General features: G+C 74.4%; 21 protein-coding genes and 1 pseudogene. 11 read left to right on the plus strand and 11 right to left on the minus strand.

What is annotated here, in order from left to right; all coding sequences use genetic code 11:
- Nucleotides 1-111 precede the first annotated feature (111 nt).
- Nucleotides 112-1,596 carry a glycerol kinase GlpK gene (gene glpK, locus ACIA5A_RS02515; protein ID WP_396755620.1) on the minus strand — a complete coding sequence of 495 codons (1,485 nt, stop codon included), beginning with the start codon at nucleotides 1,594-1,596 and terminating at the stop codon, nucleotides 112-114.
- A 65-nt stretch (nucleotides 1,597-1,661) separates the two neighbouring features.
- On the opposite strand from glpK, the pseudogene ACIA5A_RS02520 reads away from it, so the two are divergent.
- Nucleotides 1,662-2,600 (plus strand): annotated as a pseudogene (locus ACIA5A_RS02520) (ribose-phosphate diphosphokinase).
- Between the two features lie 24 nt (nucleotides 2,601-2,624).
- Here ACIA5A_RS02520 and ACIA5A_RS02525 read toward each other — a convergent pair.
- Nucleotides 2,625-3,092 carry an ATP-binding protein gene (locus tag ACIA5A_RS02525; RefSeq protein ID WP_396755622.1) on the minus strand — a complete coding sequence of 156 codons (468 nt, stop codon included), beginning with the start codon at nucleotides 3,090-3,092 and terminating at the stop codon, nucleotides 2,625-2,627.
- 115 nt (nucleotides 3,093-3,207) lie between these two features.
- On the opposite strand from ACIA5A_RS02525, the gene macS reads away from it, so the two are divergent.
- Nucleotides 3,208-4,332 (plus strand): MacS family sensor histidine kinase, encoded by a 1,125-nt coding sequence (gene macS / locus ACIA5A_RS02530; RefSeq protein ID WP_396755624.1) that lies wholly within the window; start codon nucleotides 3,208-3,210, stop codon nucleotides 4,330-4,332.
- A gap of 11 nt (nucleotides 4,333-4,343) precedes the next feature.
- On the plus strand, nucleotides 4,344-4,976 hold the full coding sequence (locus tag ACIA5A_RS02535) for a response regulator (RefSeq protein ID WP_396755845.1): 633 nt from the start codon (nucleotides 4,344-4,346) through the stop codon (nucleotides 4,974-4,976).
- A gap of 1 nt (nucleotide 4,977) precedes the next feature.
- Here the strand turns inward: ACIA5A_RS02535 and ACIA5A_RS02540 are convergent, their stop codons facing one another.
- From ACIA5A_RS02540 to ACIA5A_RS02550, 3 genes are all read right to left on the minus strand, one after another.
- A complete protein-coding gene (locus tag ACIA5A_RS02540) occupies nucleotides 4,978-5,550 on the minus strand; it encodes a DUF5709 domain-containing protein (protein ID WP_396755626.1) in 573 nt (190 codons plus the stop codon).
- Between the two features lie 80 nt (nucleotides 5,551-5,630).
- A complete protein-coding gene (locus ACIA5A_RS02545; RefSeq protein ID WP_396755628.1) occupies nucleotides 5,631-6,314 on the minus strand; it encodes an ATP-binding protein in 684 nt (227 codons plus the stop codon).
- A 56-nt stretch (nucleotides 6,315-6,370) separates the two neighbouring features.
- Complete coding sequence (locus ACIA5A_RS02550) at nucleotides 6,371-7,372, minus strand: SDR family oxidoreductase (RefSeq protein ID WP_396755630.1); 1,002 nt, start codon at nucleotides 7,370-7,372, stop codon at nucleotides 6,371-6,373.
- A 190-nt stretch (nucleotides 7,373-7,562) separates the two neighbouring features.
- On the opposite strand from ACIA5A_RS02550, the gene ACIA5A_RS02555 reads away from it, so the two are divergent.
- Nucleotides 7,563-8,816 (plus strand): glycosyltransferase, encoded by a 1,254-nt coding sequence (locus ACIA5A_RS02555; protein WP_396755632.1) that lies wholly within the window; start codon nucleotides 7,563-7,565, stop codon nucleotides 8,814-8,816.
- On the opposite strand, the gene ACIA5A_RS02560 is transcribed toward ACIA5A_RS02555, so the two are convergent.
- The 4 genes from ACIA5A_RS02560 to aroA form a co-directional block, all read right to left on the minus strand.
- Nucleotides 8,714-9,670 (minus strand): hypothetical protein, encoded by a 957-nt coding sequence (locus ACIA5A_RS02560; protein WP_396755847.1) that lies wholly within the window; start codon nucleotides 9,668-9,670, stop codon nucleotides 8,714-8,716. The two genes, ACIA5A_RS02555 and ACIA5A_RS02560, sit on opposite strands and share 103 nt — an antisense overlap.
- 60 nt (nucleotides 9,671-9,730) lie before the next feature.
- Nucleotides 9,731-10,549: a histidinol-phosphatase gene (hisN, locus tag ACIA5A_RS02565; RefSeq protein WP_396755634.1), complete on the minus strand. Its 819-nt coding sequence runs from the start codon at nucleotides 10,547-10,549 to the stop codon at nucleotides 9,731-9,733.
- 61 nt (nucleotides 10,550-10,610) lie between these two features.
- Nucleotides 10,611-11,744 (minus strand): ribosome small subunit-dependent GTPase A, encoded by a 1,134-nt coding sequence (gene rsgA / locus ACIA5A_RS02570; RefSeq protein WP_396755636.1) that lies wholly within the window; start codon nucleotides 11,742-11,744, stop codon nucleotides 10,611-10,613.
- Entirely contained in the window at nucleotides 11,714-13,015 is a 1,302-nt protein-coding gene (gene aroA, locus ACIA5A_RS02575) for a 3-phosphoshikimate 1-carboxyvinyltransferase (RefSeq protein WP_396755638.1), read from the minus strand. The genes rsgA and aroA overlap by 31 nt, the downstream gene beginning before the upstream one ends.
- Before the next feature lie 103 nt (nucleotides 13,016-13,118).
- On the opposite strand from aroA, the gene ACIA5A_RS02580 reads away from it, so the two are divergent.
- From ACIA5A_RS02580 to rsrA, 5 genes are all read left to right on the plus strand, one after another.
- Nucleotides 13,119-13,826: an SOS response-associated peptidase gene (locus tag ACIA5A_RS02580; protein WP_396755640.1), complete on the plus strand. Its 708-nt coding sequence runs from the start codon at nucleotides 13,119-13,121 to the stop codon at nucleotides 13,824-13,826.
- Nucleotides 13,827-14,038: 212 nt separating this feature from the next.
- Nucleotides 14,039-14,431, plus strand: a complete 393-nt coding sequence (locus ACIA5A_RS02585; RefSeq protein WP_396755642.1) for a WhiB family transcriptional regulator — start codon at nucleotides 14,039-14,041, stop codon at nucleotides 14,429-14,431.
- Between the two features lie 94 nt (nucleotides 14,432-14,525).
- Complete coding sequence (locus ACIA5A_RS02590; RefSeq protein ID WP_396755644.1) at nucleotides 14,526-15,164, plus strand: alpha/beta family hydrolase; 639 nt, start codon at nucleotides 14,526-14,528, stop codon at nucleotides 15,162-15,164.
- A gap of 507 nt (nucleotides 15,165-15,671) precedes the next feature.
- Nucleotides 15,672-16,478, plus strand: coding sequence for a sigma-70 family RNA polymerase sigma factor (locus ACIA5A_RS02595; RefSeq protein WP_396755646.1), 807 nt, complete (start codon nucleotides 15,672-15,674; stop codon nucleotides 16,476-16,478).
- A 2-nt stretch (nucleotides 16,479-16,480) separates the two neighbouring features.
- Complete coding sequence (gene rsrA, locus ACIA5A_RS02600) at nucleotides 16,481-16,768, plus strand: mycothiol system anti-sigma-R factor (protein ID WP_396755648.1); 288 nt, start codon at nucleotides 16,481-16,483, stop codon at nucleotides 16,766-16,768.
- A 92-nt stretch (nucleotides 16,769-16,860) separates the two neighbouring features.
- Here rsrA and ACIA5A_RS02605 read toward each other — a convergent pair whose 3' ends face one another.
- A complete protein-coding gene (locus ACIA5A_RS02605; protein WP_369700219.1) occupies nucleotides 16,861-16,935 on the minus strand; it encodes a 50S ribosomal protein bL37 in 75 nt (24 codons plus the stop codon).
- Between the two features lie 223 nt (nucleotides 16,936-17,158).
- On the opposite strand from ACIA5A_RS02605, the gene ACIA5A_RS02610 reads away from it, so the two are divergent.
- A complete protein-coding gene (locus ACIA5A_RS02610; RefSeq protein WP_091068708.1) occupies nucleotides 17,159-17,374 on the plus strand; it encodes a biotin/lipoyl-binding carrier protein in 216 nt (71 codons plus the stop codon).
- Nucleotides 17,371-17,883: a GNAT family N-acetyltransferase gene (locus ACIA5A_RS02615; RefSeq protein WP_396755651.1), complete on the plus strand. Its 513-nt coding sequence runs from the start codon at nucleotides 17,371-17,373 to the stop codon at nucleotides 17,881-17,883. Before ACIA5A_RS02610 ends, ACIA5A_RS02615 begins: the two co-directional genes overlap by 4 nt.
- Nucleotides 17,884-17,893: 10 nt before the next feature.
- Here ACIA5A_RS02615 and ACIA5A_RS02620 read toward each other — a convergent pair whose 3' ends face one another.
- Nucleotides 17,894-18,463 carry a TetR/AcrR family transcriptional regulator gene (locus ACIA5A_RS02620; RefSeq protein WP_396755653.1) on the minus strand — a complete coding sequence of 190 codons (570 nt, stop codon included), beginning with the start codon at nucleotides 18,461-18,463 and terminating at the stop codon, nucleotides 17,894-17,896.
- Nucleotides 18,464-18,521 lie beyond the last annotated feature (58 nt).

The following is an 18,521-nucleotide window of genomic DNA, read 5'->3' on the forward strand; positions in this document are numbered from 1 at the left end:
CCGCGATCTTGCACTTTCTGCCCCGACACAAGGGGCATTCAGGGCGAATCACGGACCGAAAGTGCAAGATCGCGGGAGCGGCGCAGCGGGGGGCGGGGGCGCGAGGGGAGGTCAGGCTTCCCAGTTCAGGGTGCGTTGGACGGCCTTGTGCCACTGGTGCAGCTCGTGGTCGCGGTGGGTGGGGTCCATGTCGGGCTCCCACTGGGCGTCGGAGCGCCACTTGTCCCGCAGGGTGGCCAGGTCGGGCCAGAAGCCGACGGCCAGGCCGGCCGCGTACGCCGCGCCGAGGCAGGTGGTCTCGGTGATCCGGGACCGCACCACAGGCACGTCGAGCACGTCGGCCAGGAACTGCATCAGCAGCGCGTTGCCGGTCATCCCGCCGTCCACCCGCAGCCGGCGCAGCGCCACGTCGGAGTCGGCGTTCATCGCGTCGACCACCTCGCGGGTCTGGAAGGCGGACGCCTCCAGCACCGCCCGGGCCAGGTGCCCCTTGGTGATGTAGCCGGTCAGGCCGGCGATCACGCCCCGGGCGTCGCTGCGCCAGTGCGGGGCGAACAGGCCGGAGAAGGCCGGCACCACATAGCAGCCGCCGTTGTCGTCGACGGTCCGGGCCAGCTCCTCCACCTGCGCGGCGGTGGAGATCAGGCCCAGGTTGTCCCGCAGCCACTGCACCAGCGATCCGGTGACCGCGATCGCGCCCTCCAGCGCGTACGTGGCCGGCTGCCCCTCGATCCGGTATGACACGGTGGTGAGCAGGCCGTGCCGCGACGGCACCGGGCTGGCGCCGGTGTTGAGCAGCAGGAAGCTGCCGGTGCCGTAGGTGCACTTGGCCTCGCCGGGCTGGAAGCAGGTCTGCCCGAACAGCGCGGCCTGCTGGTCGCCGAGCGCGCTGGCCACCGGCACCCCGGCGAGGACGCCCTCGGCGGTGCCGTAGACCTCGGCCGAGCAGCGGATCTCGGGCAGCATCGCGGCCGGGACGCGCAGCGCGTCGAGCAGGTCCGGCGCCCAGTCGAGGGTCTCCAGGTCCATCAGCATGGTGCGGCTGGCGTTCGTCACGTCGGTGACGTGCCGCCCGGTCAGCTTCCAGATGAGCCAACTGTCCATGGTGCCGAACAGCACCTCGCCGCGCTCGGCGCGCTCGCGCAGCCCGTCGACGTGGTCGAGCAGCCAGCGCAGCTTCGGCCCGGCGAAGTAGGTGGCGAGCGTCAGGCCGGTGCGGGCCCGCAGCCGGTCGACGTCGTACGCCTCGGCCAGCTCGCCCAGCAGCGGACCGGTGCGGGTGTCCTGCCAGACGATCGCGTTGGCCACCGGCCGGCCGGTCGCCCGGTCCCAGACCACTGTGGTCTCGCGCTGGTTGGTGATGCCCACCGCGGCGAGCCGTTCCGGGCCGATGTCGGCGCTCGCCAGCGCCTCCCGCACCACGTGCTCGACGTTCGTCCAGATCTCCTCGGCGTCGTGCTCGACCCAGCCGGGTCGCGGGAAGATCTGCCGGTGTTCGCGGTGGGCCACCGCGACGATCTCGCCGGCGCGGTCGAAGACGAGGCACCGCGAGGAGGTGGTGCCCTGGTCGATGGCGGCGACGAACTCTCCGGTCACGCAGGCACCGTACCCGCCGGGCGCGTCTCCCGTCTCCCGCCGACCGGCCCGTACGATCATCAGACGTGCGTGACATTGCCGTGTTCAGCGGGACCGCCCACCCGGAGCTCGCCGCCGAGATCTGCGCCCACCTCGCCGTTCCGCTGCACCCCGTGCGGGTGTCCCGGTTCGCCAACGACTGCCTTGAGGTGCAGTTGCAGGCGAACTGTCGGGAGCGGGACGTCTTCCTCATCCAGCCGCTGGTGCCGCCGGTGCAGGAGCACCTGGTCGAGCTGCTGCTCATGATCGACGCCGCCCGGGGCGCGTCGGCCGCCCGGATCACCGTGGTGCTGCCGCACTACGCGTACGCCCGGTCGGACAAGAAGGACGCGCCCCGGATCTCCATCGGCGGCCGGCTCGTCGCCGACCTGCTCACCTCGGCCGGCGCGCACCGGGTGCTGGCCATGACGCTGCACTCGCCGCAGGTGCACGGCTTCTTCAGCGTCCCGGTCGACCACCTGCACGCGCTGCGGGAGCTGGCCGCCCACTTCCGGGGCCACGACCTGAGCAACGCGGTGGTCGTCTCGCCGGACCTGGGCAACGCCAAGGAGGCTGCGGCGTTCGCCCGGATGCTCGGCACCCCGGTGGCGGCCGGCGCGAAGTAGCGGTTCAGCGACGACCGGGTGCAGATCAGCACGATCATCGGCGACGTGGCGGACCGGGACGTGATCGTGCTGGACGACGAGATCGCCAAGGGCAGCACGGTGGTCGAGCTGATCTCGCACCTGCGTGAGCGGCAGGTCCGCTCGATCCGGCTGGCCTGCACGCACGGACTTTTCTCCAGCGGCGCGTTGGAGCGGCTGGGCGCGCAGGACGGCGTGCTGGAGATCGTCTGCACCAACACGGTGCCGATCCCGGCCGAGAAGCGGGTGCCGAAGCTGGAGGTGCTCTCGGTGGCGCCGGCGCTGGCCGAGGCGATGCGGCGGATCCACAACGGCGAGTCGGTGAGCGCGCTCTTCGGCTGAGGCGAGCGGCGGCCCGGCGGCCGGTCAGCCGTCCAGCGGGCGGGTGGCGGTCTGCCGGATGGTCAGCGCCGAGGTGATCCGGACGACCGTGCCGGCCTCGCCGGTCTCGACCTCCATGGTGTCGCTCAGCTCGCGGGCCAGCCACAGGCCCCAGCCGCCGGCGGTCTCCGGGGCCGGCCGGTCGCGGTCGCGCAGCCGCCGTTCGCTGATCCCGTGCCCGTGGTCGGCGACCTCGCAGACCAGGTCGCCGCCGCGCACCCAGAGCCGCAGCCAACCCTGCCCGCCGCCGTGCCGGACCGCGTTGGTGATCAGCTCGTTGATCGCCAGCACGAAGTCGTCCAGCCGCTGCCCGGCGAGCCCCGCCGCGTGCGCGCAGGAGGTGACCGAGTGCCGTAACTCGGTCACCTGGGCCTGGTCGAAGGCCTCGGCGATCAGAAGGGAAGGTTCGATGGGCACAACCGTACGCGGTGCGGGGAGTTCTGCGTTGGTCATGACCCCGTCCCGGCGCTGGCTCCTGGCGACTTTCGCGGCTTTTCCACCGTACGTCAGGATTTCTCGGGCCGCACCCGGCGGTCCGGGCGTGACCGGCTGTGGCAGGGTGACGCCCATGCCGTCGTCCTCCGGGCTGGAAGGTCCCCTCTGGCGGTCCATCGCGGTGTTCCGGTTCGCGTCGCTGGCGTACGTCGTGGTGCTCGTGCTGCGCGACGGCGGCGAGTACGCGCACCCGGTGGCCGCCGGCGGCGTACTCCTGGGCATGTTGGCCTGGAGCGGCGTGACGGCGGCCGGCTACCGGCGCCCGGCCGGCCGGCGCTGGCCGCTGCTCCTGGCCGACCTCGCCGTGGTGCTGGGGATCATCCTGGCCACACCGTGGGTGGTAGGCCGCCCGGCGCTCGCCGCCGGCGTGCCGGTCCTGACCTCGGCCTGGCTGGCCGGTCCGGTGCTGGCCTGGGCGGTCTCCGGCGGCCGGCGGCGGGGCACGGTGGCCGCGCTGGTGCTCGGCGGCGCCGACCTGGCCACCCGGGACCCGATCAACCCGTCGGCGTTCACCGGGGCGATCCTGCTGCTGCTCGCCGGCCTGGTGGTCGGGCACGTGGCCCGGCTGGCCGCCGAGGCGGAGGCCCGGTTGCAGCGGGCGGTGGAGTTGGAGGCCGCGACCCGGGAGCGGGAGCGGCTGGCCCGCGACATCCACGACTCGGTGCTCCAGGTGCTGGCGCTGGTCCGGCGGCGCGGCGCCGACCTGGACGGTGAGGCGGCCGAGCTGGCCCGGCTGGCGGGGGAGCAGGAGGCCGCCCTGCGGTCGCTGATCGGCCGGGTCGACGCCGGGCCGGAGCGGGCCGGCGAGGACCGTGACCTGCGTGACCTGCTCGACCGCTACGGCTCGGCGGAGGTCCAGGTGGCCGCGCCGGCCACCCCGGTGCCGCTGCCCGCGCGGGCCGCCGGTGAGCTGGCCGCGGCGGTCGGCGCGGCGCTGGACAACGTGACCCGGCACGCCGGCGGCCGGGCCTGGGTGTTGATCGAGGACGAGGAGGAGACGGTGACCGTCTCGGTACGCGACGAGGGGCCGGGCATCCCGGACGGGCGGCTGGCGGAGGCCGCGGCGCAGGGTCGGCTCGGGGTGTCCCAGTCCATCCGGGGTCGGGTGGCCGACCTGGGCGGCGAGGTGCGGATCGTCTCCGCCCCCGGCGCCGGGACCGAGATCGAGCTGACCGTGCCGAGGAGCCGGCGGCGGTGAGCATCCGGGTGATGGTGGTCGACGACCACCCGATGTGGCGCGAGGGGGTGGCCCGCGACCTCGCCGAGGCGGGCCTCGACGTGGTGGCGACGAGCGGCGAGGGGCGGCAGGCGGTCCGGGTGGCCGCGGCGGCCCGCCCCGACCTGGTCGTGCTCGACCTGCAACTGCCGGACGTCTCCGGGGTGGAGGTGGTCCGGGGGCTGCGCGCCGTGCTGCCCGAGGTGCGGGTGCTGATGCTCTCGGCCAGCGGCGAGCCGCAGAGCGTGCTGGACGCGGTCAAGGCCGGCGCCACCGGCTACCTGGTCAAGTCGGCCGCCCCGGCCGAGTTCCTCGACGCGGTGCGCCGCACCGCGGCGGGCGAGCCGGTGTTCACCCCGGGCCTGGCCGGGCTGGTGCTGGGCGAGTATCGCCGGCTGGCGGCCGCGCCGCCGGCCCCGCACGACGACGCGCCCCGGCTCACCGAGCGGGAGACCGAGGTGCTGCGGCTGGTCGCCAAGGGGCTGTCCTACAAGCAGATCGCCGAGCGGCTCCGGCTGTCCCACCGGACCGTGCAGAACCACGTGCAGAACACCCTGGGCAAGCTCCAGTTGCACAACCGGGTCGAGTTGACCCGGTACGCCATCGAGCGGGGCCTGGACGAGTGAGTCAGCGGGCCTCGGGCGGCAGCGTCTCGTGCACGGCCAGCTCCTCGGCGGTGGCGCCGCCACCGGCCGCGCCGGCGTCGTAGGCGACGTTGTCGGTCTCCTGGTCGGTGTGCGCGCCCTCGTCCGGTTCGACAAGCCGGCCCACCTCGTGGTCGGCGACGGTGCCGAGCTGGCCGTGGTCGTAGACGGAGACCGGGGAGTGCGGGTCGGAGACCGGGCCCGGGTCGATCACGTCCGCGTCGAGCTGGGCCTGCGCGGCGGCCTCCTCGCTGTCCGCCTCGGCGGCGATGGCCGGGTCGATCGTGCCGGCGAGCGGGTCGTCGGCGGGACGCTCGTACTGCTCGCGGTCGAGCTTGTAGTCCAGCGACTCGCCGTCGAGCTGCTCCTCGGCCGTGGTGCCGAACCGGTCGACGGCGACCGGGGTGCGGTCGCCGGGGATCTGGGCCGGCTCCGGGCCGTCCGCCTCGCGCCCGGTCAGCACGTCGTCGTTGGCGGTCGAGTCGTCGTCGGCGGTGTCGGGCAGGCCCTCCGCCTCGGGGTCGGACACGGGGGTGGGGTACTCGTCGTCGCGCATGCGGGTGAACTACCCACTGCCCTTGCCGCATTAACCGCGACCGGCGGGGCGGATCGGGAGCAACGGGGCGAAATCCCGCCTCAGTTGCGGAAGGCGGCCTCGTCCTCGGCGTACAGCACGCACCAGACCACCTTGCCGTCGGGCAGCGACGTGCTGCCCCAGCGCCGGGCCACCGTGTCGATGAGCAGCAGCCCACGCCCGCCGACCGAGTCCACCGGGGCCCGCCCGGCGTACGCGGGACGCCCGGCGGCGTGGTCCCGGACCGCGGCGTGCAGGGCGTCGCCACGCGGCGCGAGGCGGAGCGTCATCGGGGTCACCGCGTGCGCGACCACGTTGTTGACCATCTCGGTGACCGCGATGCAGGCGGGCTCGACCAACTCCGGCAGGCCCCAGCGGGCGCACCCGGCGGCGATCAGCGACCGGGCCTCGCGCGCGGACTCCGCCACCGGGGGCAGCTCGGCCTCGATCAGCTCGGGCGCCGGAGCCGCCGGCCGGGGCGCCGGCGAGCCGGCCGGGTCGAGCAGCAACTCGGCTGCCGGCCACTCGGCCACCTCGCGGCGGAGCGCGTCGAGCGCGTCGCGCACCGCCGGGTCGGGGAGCCGCGCCCCGGACAGGTCGAGCCGGGTCGGGCCCGGCCGTTGCCAGAGCCGGGCGAGCAGCGTGCCGCGTACGGTCTCCACGCCGACCCGGTCGAGCACGCCTGTCACCCGGACCGTCCCGGAGGATTCGTCGGTCTCGACCAGGCAACGCGCGTCCGTCGGCATGATCGTCCCATTGTGCACGTCGGCTCCCGCGCGCGCATCAGTCCGGTCGACGGGACTCATGATCGCGTCGCCCGGGAGCGCCTGTTGATGGCCGCGACGGTGCCCACCGCGGTGCCCGCGGCGGCCAGACCGAACGCGGCCGTCATCCGCAGCAACTGGCCCCGCCGGCCGGCCCAGCCGTCGGTCCGCTCGGCCGCCGCGTCGGGCGTGAAGACGGTGCCGGCGGCGTCCAGGCGGACCCCGGGGCCGAACTGGGTGCGCGCGGTGTACCAGCCGAGGGCCCGCTCGGCGAGCGCCGGGGCGAGCCGCCACTGGAGTCCCATCAGCCGCGCCGCGCCGCCCGCGTACGCCTCGCGTCGCGGCCGGCGCAGCAGCCGGACCATCGTCTCGGCCACCATCTCCGGCGGGTAGACCGGGGGTGGCGGGGTCAGCTCCCGTCCGGTGTGGTTGGCCGCGTGCCGGAAGAACGGGGTGTCGATGCTGGCCGGCAGCACGGTGCAGAGCGAGATGGTGCTCCGGCCGGTCACCCGCAGTTCCTGCCGCACCGTGTCGGTCAGCCCGCGGATGGCGTGCTTGGTGGCGTTGTACGCCGACTGGTAGGGCATGGCCACCTCGGCCAGCGCGGACGCGTTGTTGATCAGCACGCCGCCGCCGGCCGCGGTGAGCCACGGCAGCGCCGCCCGGGTCCCGTGCACGGTGCCGAGCAGGTTCACCTCGACCACCCGGCGGAACTCGGCCACCGGGATCTCGTCGAACAGCCCCACCGTGCCCACGGCCGCGTTGTTGATCCACGCGTCGATCCGGCCGAACTCCTCGGCGGCCCGGGCCGCCAGCAGTTCCACCGCGTCCGGATCGGTCACGTCGGTGGGTACCACGAGGGCCTGCCCGCCCAACTCCCGGCAGTGCTCGGCGACGCGTCGCAGCGCCGCCTCGCTCCGGGCGGCCAGCACCACCGCGACCCCGCGGTCGGCCAGCGCGTAGGCGGTGGCCGCACCGATGCCGCTGGAGGCGCCGGTGATGACGACTGTGGCGTCGGTGAGACTGCGGGTGAGGGGCATTCCCCGCCGGTACCCCGGTGCCGGCCGGTCATGCCGGTGAAGCCGCGCTGATCGGGTTCGGTCGGGCGCGATGTCCCGTCCACGCGACGCCGGACACCGTGCCGATCTGCCAGGTTTGGGGTCGCCGACCCCGGGTTAATGGGACGCTCTACCGGGAGACCCCGCTACCGAGAACGCATGGAGGTGCACCATGCGCGTCGGCCTTGTTTGCGCGCACGCCGGCTCGTCCACCGAGGGTCCCATCGTCGGGACTCAGGAGCACATTTTGCGCGTGGCGGCTGAGCTCGCCGCCCGGGGCCACGAGGTCCGCGTGTACGAACGTCGTGACGCGGCCGCCCAACCGGCCCTGTTGGAACTGGACGGCTACCGCGTGGAGCGGGTGCCGGTCGGCCCGGCCGACCCGCTGCCCACCGCCGAGCTGGTGCCGTACGTGGCCGACTTCGGCCGCTGGCTTGCCGACGAGTGGGCCGGCGACTGGGCGCCCGAGGTGGTGCACGGGCACTACTGGGTGGGCGGGCTGGCCGCCGCCAACGCGGTCCGCGCCACCGACATCCCGGTGGTGCAGACGTTCCACTCGCTCGGCGTCGAGCAGCTACGTCACCTCGGCCGCGCCTACGCCGGGCCGGGCCAGCGCATCCCGCTGGAACGGGCGCTGACCCGGGCCGTGGACGTCGCGATCGCCCAGTGCAACGACGAGGTCGACGAGCTGACCCGGATGGGCCTGCAACGGACCTCGGTGGCGATGGTGCCGACCGGCGTGGACACCCGTTACTTCCACCCCGACGGCGAGGCGGCCCCCCGCGACCAGCGGCCCCGGATCCTCTCCGTCGGCGGGCTCGCGCCCGGACACGGCCAGGACGACCTGATCCGGGCGATGCGCCTGGTCGGCGACGCGGAACTGGTGATCGCGGGTGGCCCGCCCGCCGAGCGACTGGCCGCGCACGCCGAGGCGCGCCGGCTGCGCGAGCTGGCCGAACGGGCCGGGGTCGCGGAACGCATCCACCTCGTCGGCGCGGTCCCGCACGACCAGATGGCCACCTGGTACCGCTCCGCCGACGTGGTGGCCTGCACCCCGCACTACTCCTCCGCCGGCCGGGTGTCACTGGAGGCGATGGCCTGCGGCGTGCCGGTGATCGGCTACGCCATGGGCGGCATCGCCGACGCGGTGGTCGACGAGGTGACCGGCAAGCTGGTGCCGCCCGGCGACGTGCGGACCCTCGGGGTCACCCTGCGCCGGATGCTCACCGACAACGCCGGCCGGTTCGCGTACGGGCACGCCGCGGTGGACCGGGTGCGGTGCAGCTACACCTGGGAACGGACCGCCGCCGCGCTGGAGCGGCTCTACGAGCGGGTGATCGGCCGTCGCCGGCCGGTGATGCCGGTGGAGCCGACACCCCCGGTCGAGGTGGTCGTCTCCGAACGGGGGCCGGTCGAGGCGGCCTGAGCCGGCACCATCGGCGCGCCGATCATGGCCGGGCCGCGGTCCCGGGCGGTCGAGTGGTGGTGCTGCGGTTCGGCGTACCGGGTCAGGCCCACCACAGCCGCGAGGGTGACCAGGAAGCCGAGCCCGGCCAGCCACTCCCGGCCCGGCCAGATCTTGTCGTTGAGCAGCAGCAGGCCGACCACCGCCGCGGGCACCGCGCCGGCCGCGTCCATCGCCGCCACCGCCGCCGTGGTCGAACCCCGCTGCATGGCCAGGCCGAGCAGCAACTGCCCGACCACCGAGTGCACGATCAACAGGTAGAGCAGCGGGTCCTGGACGAACGCCTCGGCCGAGCCGGCCGAGGCGAGCGGGCGGGCCGCCACCGCGGCGGCGGAGAACGCCATCCCGGCCAGCGATCCCAGCACCACCGAGCCGAGCGCGCCCCGCAACCGGGCGGCGAAGAACCCCGACCCGGCGATCAGACCGAGCGCCGCCACCAGACCGACCAGCCCGGCGGTGCCGAGCGGCCGGGACTGCGCCGGCTCGGCCGACAGCACCAGCGCGGTGATGCCGCCGAACAGCAGCACCAACAGCACCACCTCGGCGGCCGGCAGCCGCCACTTCAGCACCAGCACGCCCAGCACGGCGGTCACCCCGAGCCCGGCCGCCACGGACGCCTGGACCAGGAACAGCGGCAGGTCCCGGCGGGCCAGGAAGGCGAGCACGAAGCCGACCACCTGGCAGCCCAACCCGATCAGGTACGTCCGGTGTCCGGCCAGCCGCAGCAGCAGCCCCGGGTCGAAGGTGTGGTGCACGGTGGTCCGCGCGGCGGCCACCGACTGGAGGAGGTTGGCGAAGCCGTACGCGACGATCATCGCCGCGAGGAAGCACCAACCGGAGGAGACCACCTGGCGAGGATAGAGGCTCGGACCGGGTCAGCGCTCGGCCGGACGGCCGAGGCGACCGAGGATGTCGTCGTGCAGCGGGCCGTTGCTGGCCACGGCGCTGATGTCGGCCGAGTCGGCGCCGCCCGGCGCCGGCCGCCCGGCCAGGTCGGTGAACCGGCCGCCGGCCTCGGTGACGATCGGCACGAGCGCGGCGACGTCCCACAGCGACAGCTCCGGCTCCACCATCACGTCCAGCGCCCCCTCGGCCAACAGCATGTAGCCGTAGAAGTCCCCGTAGGCCCGGCTGCGCCAGGTGTCCCGCATGAGCTGGAGCATCGCGTCCAGCCGGCCGGCCTGTTCCCAACCGGTCAAAGACGAGTAGCAGACGCTCGCGTCGGCCAGCGCCGTGACGCCGGAGACCCGGATCGGCGCGCCGTCCGCCGGGCCGGTGCCCGCGAACGCCCCCGCGCCGAGCGCGCCCCACCAGCGGCGGCCCAGCGCCGGCGCGGAGACCAGACCGAGCACCGGGCGGTCGTGCTCCAGCAACGCGACGAGCGTCGCCCACACCGGTACGCCCCGGACGAAGTTCTTCGTCCCGTCGATCGGGTCGACCACCCACCGGCGGCCGTCCGGCCCGGCCGGGGGCTGCTCGCCGTACTCCTCGCCGAGCAGGCCGTCGGCGGGCCGGTGGGCGGCCAGCAACGCACGGATCTCCCGCTCCACCGCGGTGTCCGCGTCGGAGACCGGGGTCAGGTCCGGCTTCGACTCCACCCGCAGGTCGAGCGCGCGGAAACGGGCCGACGAGACCGCGTCCGCGGCGTCGGCGAGCAGGTGGGCGAGGGCGAGGTCGTCGGCGTACCCGGTCATGGTCGACACGCTAGCGCCGGCCCGGCGGCCGGCGGCGGCGGGTGCCCGGCGGTTCCGTCGGTCAGGAACCCGCGAGCGGATCGCCGGGGTTGCGCTCCGGCTCGCGCGCGTCGCCCTCGCCGGTGCGCGAGGCCAGCAACCGGCGGTACGAGGCGAGCCGGCGCGGGTCGGCCCGGCCGGCCGCCACCCAGGCGTCCAGCGCGCAGGTCGCCTCGTCGGCGGTGTGCGGGCAGTTGGCCGGGCAGTCGACCGTCGCCTCGACGAGATCGGGGAAGCCGTGCAACAGGCTCTCCGCCGAGACGTGCGCCAGCCCGAAGCTGCGCACGCCGGGGGTGTCCACGATCCAACCCGGGTCGCCGTCGGCCCCCGTGCCGGGCGTCGGGGGGAGGCGCAGCGCCACCGCGCTCGTCGACGTGTGCCGGCCCCGGCCGATCGCGCTGACCGTGCCGACCGCCCGCTCCGCCTCCGGGACCAGGCGGTTGACGAGCGTCGACTTGCCCACGCCCGAGTGGCCCACCATGACCGAGACGCGGCCGGCGAGCAGCGCGCGCAGCTCGGCCAGCTCGGAACCCGGCCGGATCAGCACGTACGGCAGCTCCAGCTCGGTGTAGTAGCCGAGCACCGCCTCCGGGCCGGCCAGGTCGGCCTTGGTGAGGCAGAGCAGCGGCTCGATGTCGGCGTCGTACGCGGCCACCAGGCAGCGGTCGATGAACCCGGTGCGCGGCGGCGGGTCGGCCAGCGCGCTGACGATCACCAGTTGGTCGGCGTTCGCCACCACCACGCGTTCCAGCCGGCCCTCGGCGGTGCTCTCGTCGTCGTCGGCGGTGCGCCGCAGCACCGAGGTGCGCTCGGCGATCCGCACGATGCGGGCCAGCGCGCCGGGCGCGCCGGAGACGTCGCCGACCAGCCCCACCCGGTCGCCCACCACCACCGACTTGCGACCCAGCTCGCGGGCGCGCATGGCGGTGACCACCGGGTCGTCCAGCCCGGCCCCGGGCCGCACGCAGGTGTAGCGCCCCCGGTCGACGGCGATCACGAAGCCGTCCACCGCGTCGGCGTGGCGGGGGCGGGTGCGGGTGCGGGGGCGCGACGACCGGCCGGGGCGCACCCGGACGTCGTCCTCGTCGTACTCCCGCCGCTTGGTCGCCAGGACGCCCCCCGCTCTCAGTTCTTGCCGGTCACCATGCCCGACCATAGTGCCGGGAACTCCGGCATGGTCTTCGAGGTGCACGCCACGTCGTCGACCTCGATGCCGGGGACGGCCAGCCCGGCCACCGCCGCGGCGTGCGCCATCCGGTGGTCGGCGTACGTCCGGAAGGTCCCGCCGCGCAGCGGGCGGGGACGGATCTCCAGGCCGTCGCGGGTCTCGGTGATGTCGGCGCCCAGCGCGGCGAACTCCGTGGCCAGCGCGGCGACCCGGTCGGTCTCGTGCCCCCGGATGTGGCCGACCCCGGTCAGGGTGGACGGCGTGTCGGCCAGCAGGGTGAGCGCGGTCAGGACCGGGGTCAGCTCGCCGACGTCGGAGAGGTCGGCGTCGAGACCGCGCACCGTGCCGGTGCCCCGCACCCGCAGCCCGTCGGTGCCCAGCGTCACCTCGCCGCCCATCCGGTGCAGCAGGTCGCGCAGCCGCTCGACCGGCTGGAGGCTGCTGCGCGGCCAGCCCTGGAGGGTGACCTCACCGCCGGTGACCAGGGCGGCGGCGAAGAACGGCGCGGCGCCGGAGAGGTCCGGCTCGATCGCCCAGCCGCGCCCGGTGAGCGGGCCGGGCTCGACCACCCAGACGTCGGGCGTGGTGTCGTCCACCGCCGCTCCGGCGGCCCGCAGCATCTGCACGGTCATCCGCACGTGCGGCGCGGAGGGCACCGGCGGACCCTGGTGCCGGACCACCACACCGCGGTCGAACCGGGGCGCGGCCAGCAGCAGCCCGGAGACCAACTGGCTGGACGCGGAGGCGTCGATCACGACCTCGCCGCCGGTCACCCGGCCGGCGCCCTGGACGACAAGCGGCAGGCTGCCGGTCGGCGGGGCGTCGACGCGGACGCCGAGCGACCGCAACGCGTCGATCAGCGGGCCGAGCGGCCGGGTGCGGGCGTGCGGGTCGCCGTCGAACGTCACCCGCCCGGCGGCCAGCCCGGCGACCGGGGGAAGGAAGCGCATCACGGTGCCGGCCAGGCCGACGTCGACGTGCGCCGGGCCGACCAGCGGATGCGGCCGGACCAGCCAGCGGTCGTCGTCGGACACCGACATGTGCGAGCCCAGCTCACGCAGGCCGCCGGCCATCAGCTCGGTGTCCCGGGCGCGCAGTGGCCGGTCGAGCGTCGACGGCCCGCTGGCCAGCGCGGCGAGCACCAGGGCCCGGGCGGTCATCGACTTGGAGCCGGGCAGGCGCAGCGTCGCGGCGACCGGGTCGCTCGCGGTCGGCGCGGTCCACGGCTGCGGCGGACGCGTAGCTGTCGGATTCCCCACGCTCACATTCTGCCAACCCGGTGGGGCCGGTGGGACCGGTCGTCGGGCCTGCTCCCGGTGGGCGGGACAGCCGGAACGGCCGGGTGGGGCTAGCGTGGGCGTCATGTGCGGGAGGTACGCGACGACCCGGAGCGCGGGCGACCTGAGCGCGCTGTTCGAGTCGGTCGACTCGACAGGCGAGGTCGAGCCCGACTTCAACGTCGCGCCGACCGATCCCGCCCCGCTGGTCCGGCTCGCGCCCGAGGGGCACCGGCTGCTGTCCCTCGGCCGCTGGGGGTTGCTCCCGCCCTGGTCCCGCAGCGCTGGTGGGGCCGCCCGGATGATCAACGCGCGGGCCGAGACGGTCGCCACCAGCCGGGCGTACGCGCCGTCGTTCGCCCGCCGCCGCTGCCTGGTCCCGGCCGACGGGTGGTACGAGTGGGTCCGTCGCCCCGACGGCGGCCGGCAGCCCTACTTCATGACCCCGCGCGACGGCTCGGTGCTGGCGCTCGCGGGCATCTGGTCGGTCTGGGAGTCGGCCGGGTCGGCCCGGCTCACCTTCAGCGTGCTGACCACCGCGGCGGTCGGCGAGCTGGCCGAGGTGCACGACCGGATGCCGGTGCTGGTGTCCCCGGAGCGCTGGGCGTGCTGGTTGGGCCCGACCGAGGAGCCGGCCGCGTTGCTCGTCCCGCCCGACCCCGGGCAGCTCGCCGGGTTGGAGATCCGGCCGGTCTCGACGGCGGTCGGCGACGTTCGCAACGACGGTCCGGAGCTGATCGCGCGGGTGGTCCCGGCGGGCCTGGCGGCCGACTCCGAACCGACGCTGTTCTGATCACACTCAGCACATTGTCGGGTGCTGATTTGCCGGGGTTGCGCCTGAAACGTCGCCCGGCCGTTTAGTCATGTTTACCGAAGACACTTGTCCCCGCGTGCGCGAGTGCGATAGAACACAGCGCCGGTGGTGGGCGTCTGTTCGCACGGGGCGGATGACACTCATCGATCTCTAGCACGATCTTTGCCGGTCCCACGGGGGAGGTGGGTGTATTGACACGGGCACGCATGCCGCGCCCGCACGAGGTGGCCGCCGCGCGGCGTGATCCGCGACTGCTGCGGGCCTTGCGCGAACGGCGCCAGGACGAGGCGTGGCGCACCAGGGGAACCTGCCAGAGCGTCGATCCGGAGACGTTCTTCCCGGCGCCCAACGAGCCGGCCGACGCGGCGGTGGCGCTCTGCCGCACCTGCGACGTCCAGGGTTCCTGCCTGGCCTGGGCGTTGGAGGTGGGCGACTGCCACGGCGTCTGGGGCGGCACCACGCCGCGAGAACGCCGGGCCATGCTGGTCGCCTGGCGCAGCGAGGTGCAGCCGGATCCGGACGCGCTCGACGAGCCGGGTCCGCCGGTCCGCGACCGCCTGCTCACCCTGGTGCCGTTGAGCTGACGCCGGCGTCGCCCGTGGTCCGCCTGCCGGGCCGTGGGCGACGACGTCTCCGCGTCGGCGCGGCGGCCTTCGCCGGGTCTGCCGTCGCCGGGCGATGCGCCGTGCGCAGAATGGGCCGGTGCGGCACGACGACGAGATCGACACCCCGCGGGGCCCGGCCCGCATCCGGCTCGACCCGCCTCCGGCGGCCGGCGGCACCGTGCTGGTGCTGGGCCACGGCGCGGGCGGCGACGTCGACGCGCCGGATCTCGTGGCGGTCCGTGACGCGGTGCACGGCGCCGGGGCGGGGGTGGTCCTGGTGACCCAGCCCTACCGGGTCGCCGGCCGCCGCGCGCCCGCACCGGCCGGGCACCTGGACGAGGCGTGGACCACGGTGCTTGCCGAGCTGCGCCGGCGTCTGCCGGAGGTCGGCCGCTGGGTGGTGGGCGGCCGCTCCAGCGGCGCGCGGGTGGCCTGCCGGACCGCAGGCGTGGTCGGGGCGGTGGGCGTGGTGGCGCTGGCGTTCCCGCTGCACCCGCCCGGTCGACCGGAACGTTCCCGGGCCGACGAGTTGGGCACCGGCCTGCCCACGCTTGTGGTCAACGGCGACCGGGACCCGTTCGGGGTGCCCGGTGCCGGGCCCGGGGTCGAGGTGGTGATCCGGCCGGGGGAGCGGCACGACCTGCGGCGGGACCCGGCCGGCACGGCAGAGGTGGTGCGACTGTGGCTCGCGACCCGGGGTTGGCTGCCGTGACCTCGGGGCGGTCGCGCCCCCGATGGCGGCCTGCGCGCGTGACCGTCCCTGGTGGGCGGTCGTTGCACCGGTTGGTGCCGTCCGCCCGGTTCGGGCGGGCCCGGGACCACCTCCCAGGCCCTTCCTGGTCCCAGCGTCGGTCGCGGCCGAGGCTGGGGCCGGGACGGGTGGCTCCACCGCGACGTCTTGGAGATCTTGGTGCGAAATGGCCCCTACGGGGGCCGCCATTTTCCAAGATCTCCTCGGTTCCTGATGGGTGGAACGCTGTTCCTGCACAATGGGAGCCTTTCCGGTTGCCTCGACGCCTCGGCCGATCAAGCGACGTTCCTGCTCGATGCGGTGCCGCGTGGATGGCCGGGGAGCGAGGGCGGATCGGCGACGACCGGCATCCCGACCGAGGTGACGACAGCGGTGAGCTGGAAGCCGTGGCGGGCGTGGCGGAATGCGGCGGCCCGTGGTCCGCGTTAACCCCTCTGGACGACATTGCCAGCGCGAGGGGGGTGACCGGTGCCGATCGAGACACGGAGCCGGGAGCGGGACGAACGGGACGAACGGCAGCTCCGACGGCTGCTCGACGCGCCGGAGTGGCCCGCGGTGGCGTCGGCCGTGAGCACCGGCACACACTCGGGAAGTGAATCTGCCGGCAGGCGGGTACGCGTATCCTCGGCGGGAAAGCATCCGACGCGAGGGGATGTGCGGTTGACCACCGAGAAGACGGACGAGCGCAGGGCCCGCTTCGAGCGGGACGCGATGCCCTTCGTCGACCAGCTCTACGCCGCCGGGCTGCGGATGACCCGTAACCCGGCGGATGCCGAGGACCTGGTCCAGGAGACCTACCTGAAGGCGTACGCGGCCTTCCACCAGTTCGAGCAGGGCACCAACCTGAAGGCCTGGCTCTACCGGATCCTCACCAACACCTACATCAACTCCTACCGGAAGCGGCAGCGGCAGCCGATCCAGGCGCCGACCGACGAGATCACCGACTGGCAGCTCGCCGAGGCCGAGTCGCACACGTCCAGCGGCCTGCGCTCGGCCGAGACCGAGGCGCTCGACCGGCTGCCGGACAGCGACGTCAAGGAGGCCCTCCAGCAGTTGCCGGAGGAGTTCCGGCTGGCGGTCTACCTGACCGACGTCGAGGGCTTCTCCTACAAGGAGGTCGCCGACATCATGGGCACGCCGATCGGCACCGTGATGTCCCGCCTGCACCGCGGTCGGCGCAACCTGCGCAAGCTCCTGGAGCGCTACGCGGCGGAGCGCGGCTTCAGCGCCGCGCCGTCGAAGGGTTCGACCGCCACCGCCGGCCGGGAGGTGTGACCGTGAGCTGTGGACAACCGCACGAGACGGACTGCCGTGAGGTGCTCGCCGAGGTCTACCTCTACCTCGACCTGGAGTGCGCCGAGGAGCGCCGGCTGCTGATCCGGCACCACCTGGACGAGTGCGGGCCGTGCCTGCGCGAGTACGGCGTCGAGCAGGAGGTCAAGGCGCTCGTGGCCCGCTGCTGCGGCAACGAGGCCGCGCCCGAGAAGCTGCGCGAGCGGCTGCGGCTGCGGCTGACCGAGCTGGTGGTCTTCGAGACCAGCGAGTCGCGCGAGCTGGCCGACTGAGGCAGGCGACCGATCACACACCGGTGGCCCGGGTCCGTGCGGACCCGGGCCACCGGTGTGTCCGGCCCCGGGGCCGGCGTGCTGATCGCTGATCAGGAGTTGGGGCGCTTGCCGTGGTTGGCGCCGCTCTTCTTCCGGGCCTTCTTCTTCCGGGCCTTCTTCGCCATGCTCTGCCTCCTTGTGCTGGTCACGGTCCGGCCGCGGGCGAGCGCGGCGGAGGTCGCGTGCGGCCGGCGGATCGCCGGGCGCCGACCCGCACGATGCTAGTGCCGCCGGTTCCGCGCCGGGCGCGGTGGGGCGCGATCGCCGGCCGGTGGTCAGCGGTCCGGCGTGACCGGCGTCATGGTTGGATACGTTCGCAGGACCGTCGGACTTGAGGGAGGGCCGGAGATGGCCGAGGAGATCCGCGCCGAGATGGTGGCGAACGTCTGGAAGGTCGTCGCGTCGGCCGGGGACACCGTCTCCGAGGGCGACACGCTGGTGATCCTGGAGTCCATGAAGATGGAGATCCCGGTGGTCGCCGAGTCCGACGGCGTGGTGCAGCAGTTGGCGGTGAACGAGGGTGACGTGGTGCAGGACGGTGACCTGATCGCGGTGATCGGTTGACCGGCCCGCTCGTCCGCCGCGCCGAGCCGGCGGACTACCCGGCGGTGGCGCGCCTGACGGTGGCCGCGTACGAGGCGGACGGCCAGCTCAAGGCCGAGAACGGGTACGCGGCGGTGCTCGCCGACGTGGCCGGCCGGGCGGGCACCGGCGAGGTGCTGGTCGCGGTGGACGAGGCGGTCGGTGACGTGCTCGGCTCGGTGACGTTCGTGCTGGCCGGCACGCCGTACGCGGAACTCGCCGGGCCGGGTGAGGCCGAGTTCCGGATGCTGGCGGTCGATCCGGCCGCGCAGGGCCGGGGCGCGAGCGCGGCGCTGGCCCGGGCGTGCGTGGCGCGCGCCGCCGAGCTGGGGTGCGCGGCGGTGGTGATCTGCGTACGGGCCGGCATGTCGGCGAGCGCGCGACGCCTCTACGACCGGCTCGGGTTCGTCCGCGCGCCGGAGAAGGACTGGACGCCGGCGCCCGGAGTCGATCTGCTCGGCCTGCGGCTGGACCTGACCGCCGCCCGCTGAGCGGTGCGGATCAGTCGCCCTCGCCGATCTTCGCGAGCAACTCGTCGGCGACCTCCAGCGCGATCTTCTTGCGCTCCTCGTCGGTGATGCCCGGCGCGCGCACCGCGAACCAGCTGCTGTGCACCGCGAACAGGGTCAGCGCGGCGCGCAGTTGCGCGGCGGGCGACTCGTCGCCACGGCTCAGCTCGCCGGCCAGCCGCATCATCCGGTCGCGCATCTGCTGGCCGACGACGAGGCTCTTGAGCACGGTCTGGTTCTGCTCGAAGAAGCGCATCACCTTGGGCAGCTCGCCGGCGAACATGCTGTCCGCGTAGCGGCCGATGAGGGTGCGTCGGGTGGCCAGCGTGGCCGGTTGCTCGGCGGCCCAGGCGATCAGCTCGTCCATCTGCCTCAGCCGGTCGTCGGCGAAGCTGGCGACGATCTCGTCCTTGCTCTTGAAGTGGTAGTAGAGCGCGGCCTTGGTGACGTTGAGTCGTTCGGCGATCTCCCGCAGCGAGGTCTTCTCGTAGCCCTGCTCGGTGAAGAGCTCCAGCGCGACGGCCTGGATCCGGTGCCGCGTGCCGCCTGTGCTCTCGCTCACCCTACCGACACCTTCCAATCCGCTTGACGTTGTCCTCGCCACGAGCTTACCGTGCGGC

Origin of the sequence: Micromonospora sp. NPDC051300, from assembly GCF_044455315.1 — a bacterium.
Classification (GTDB): Bacteria; Actinomycetota; Actinomycetes; order Mycobacteriales; family Micromonosporaceae; genus Micromonospora; species Micromonospora robiginosa.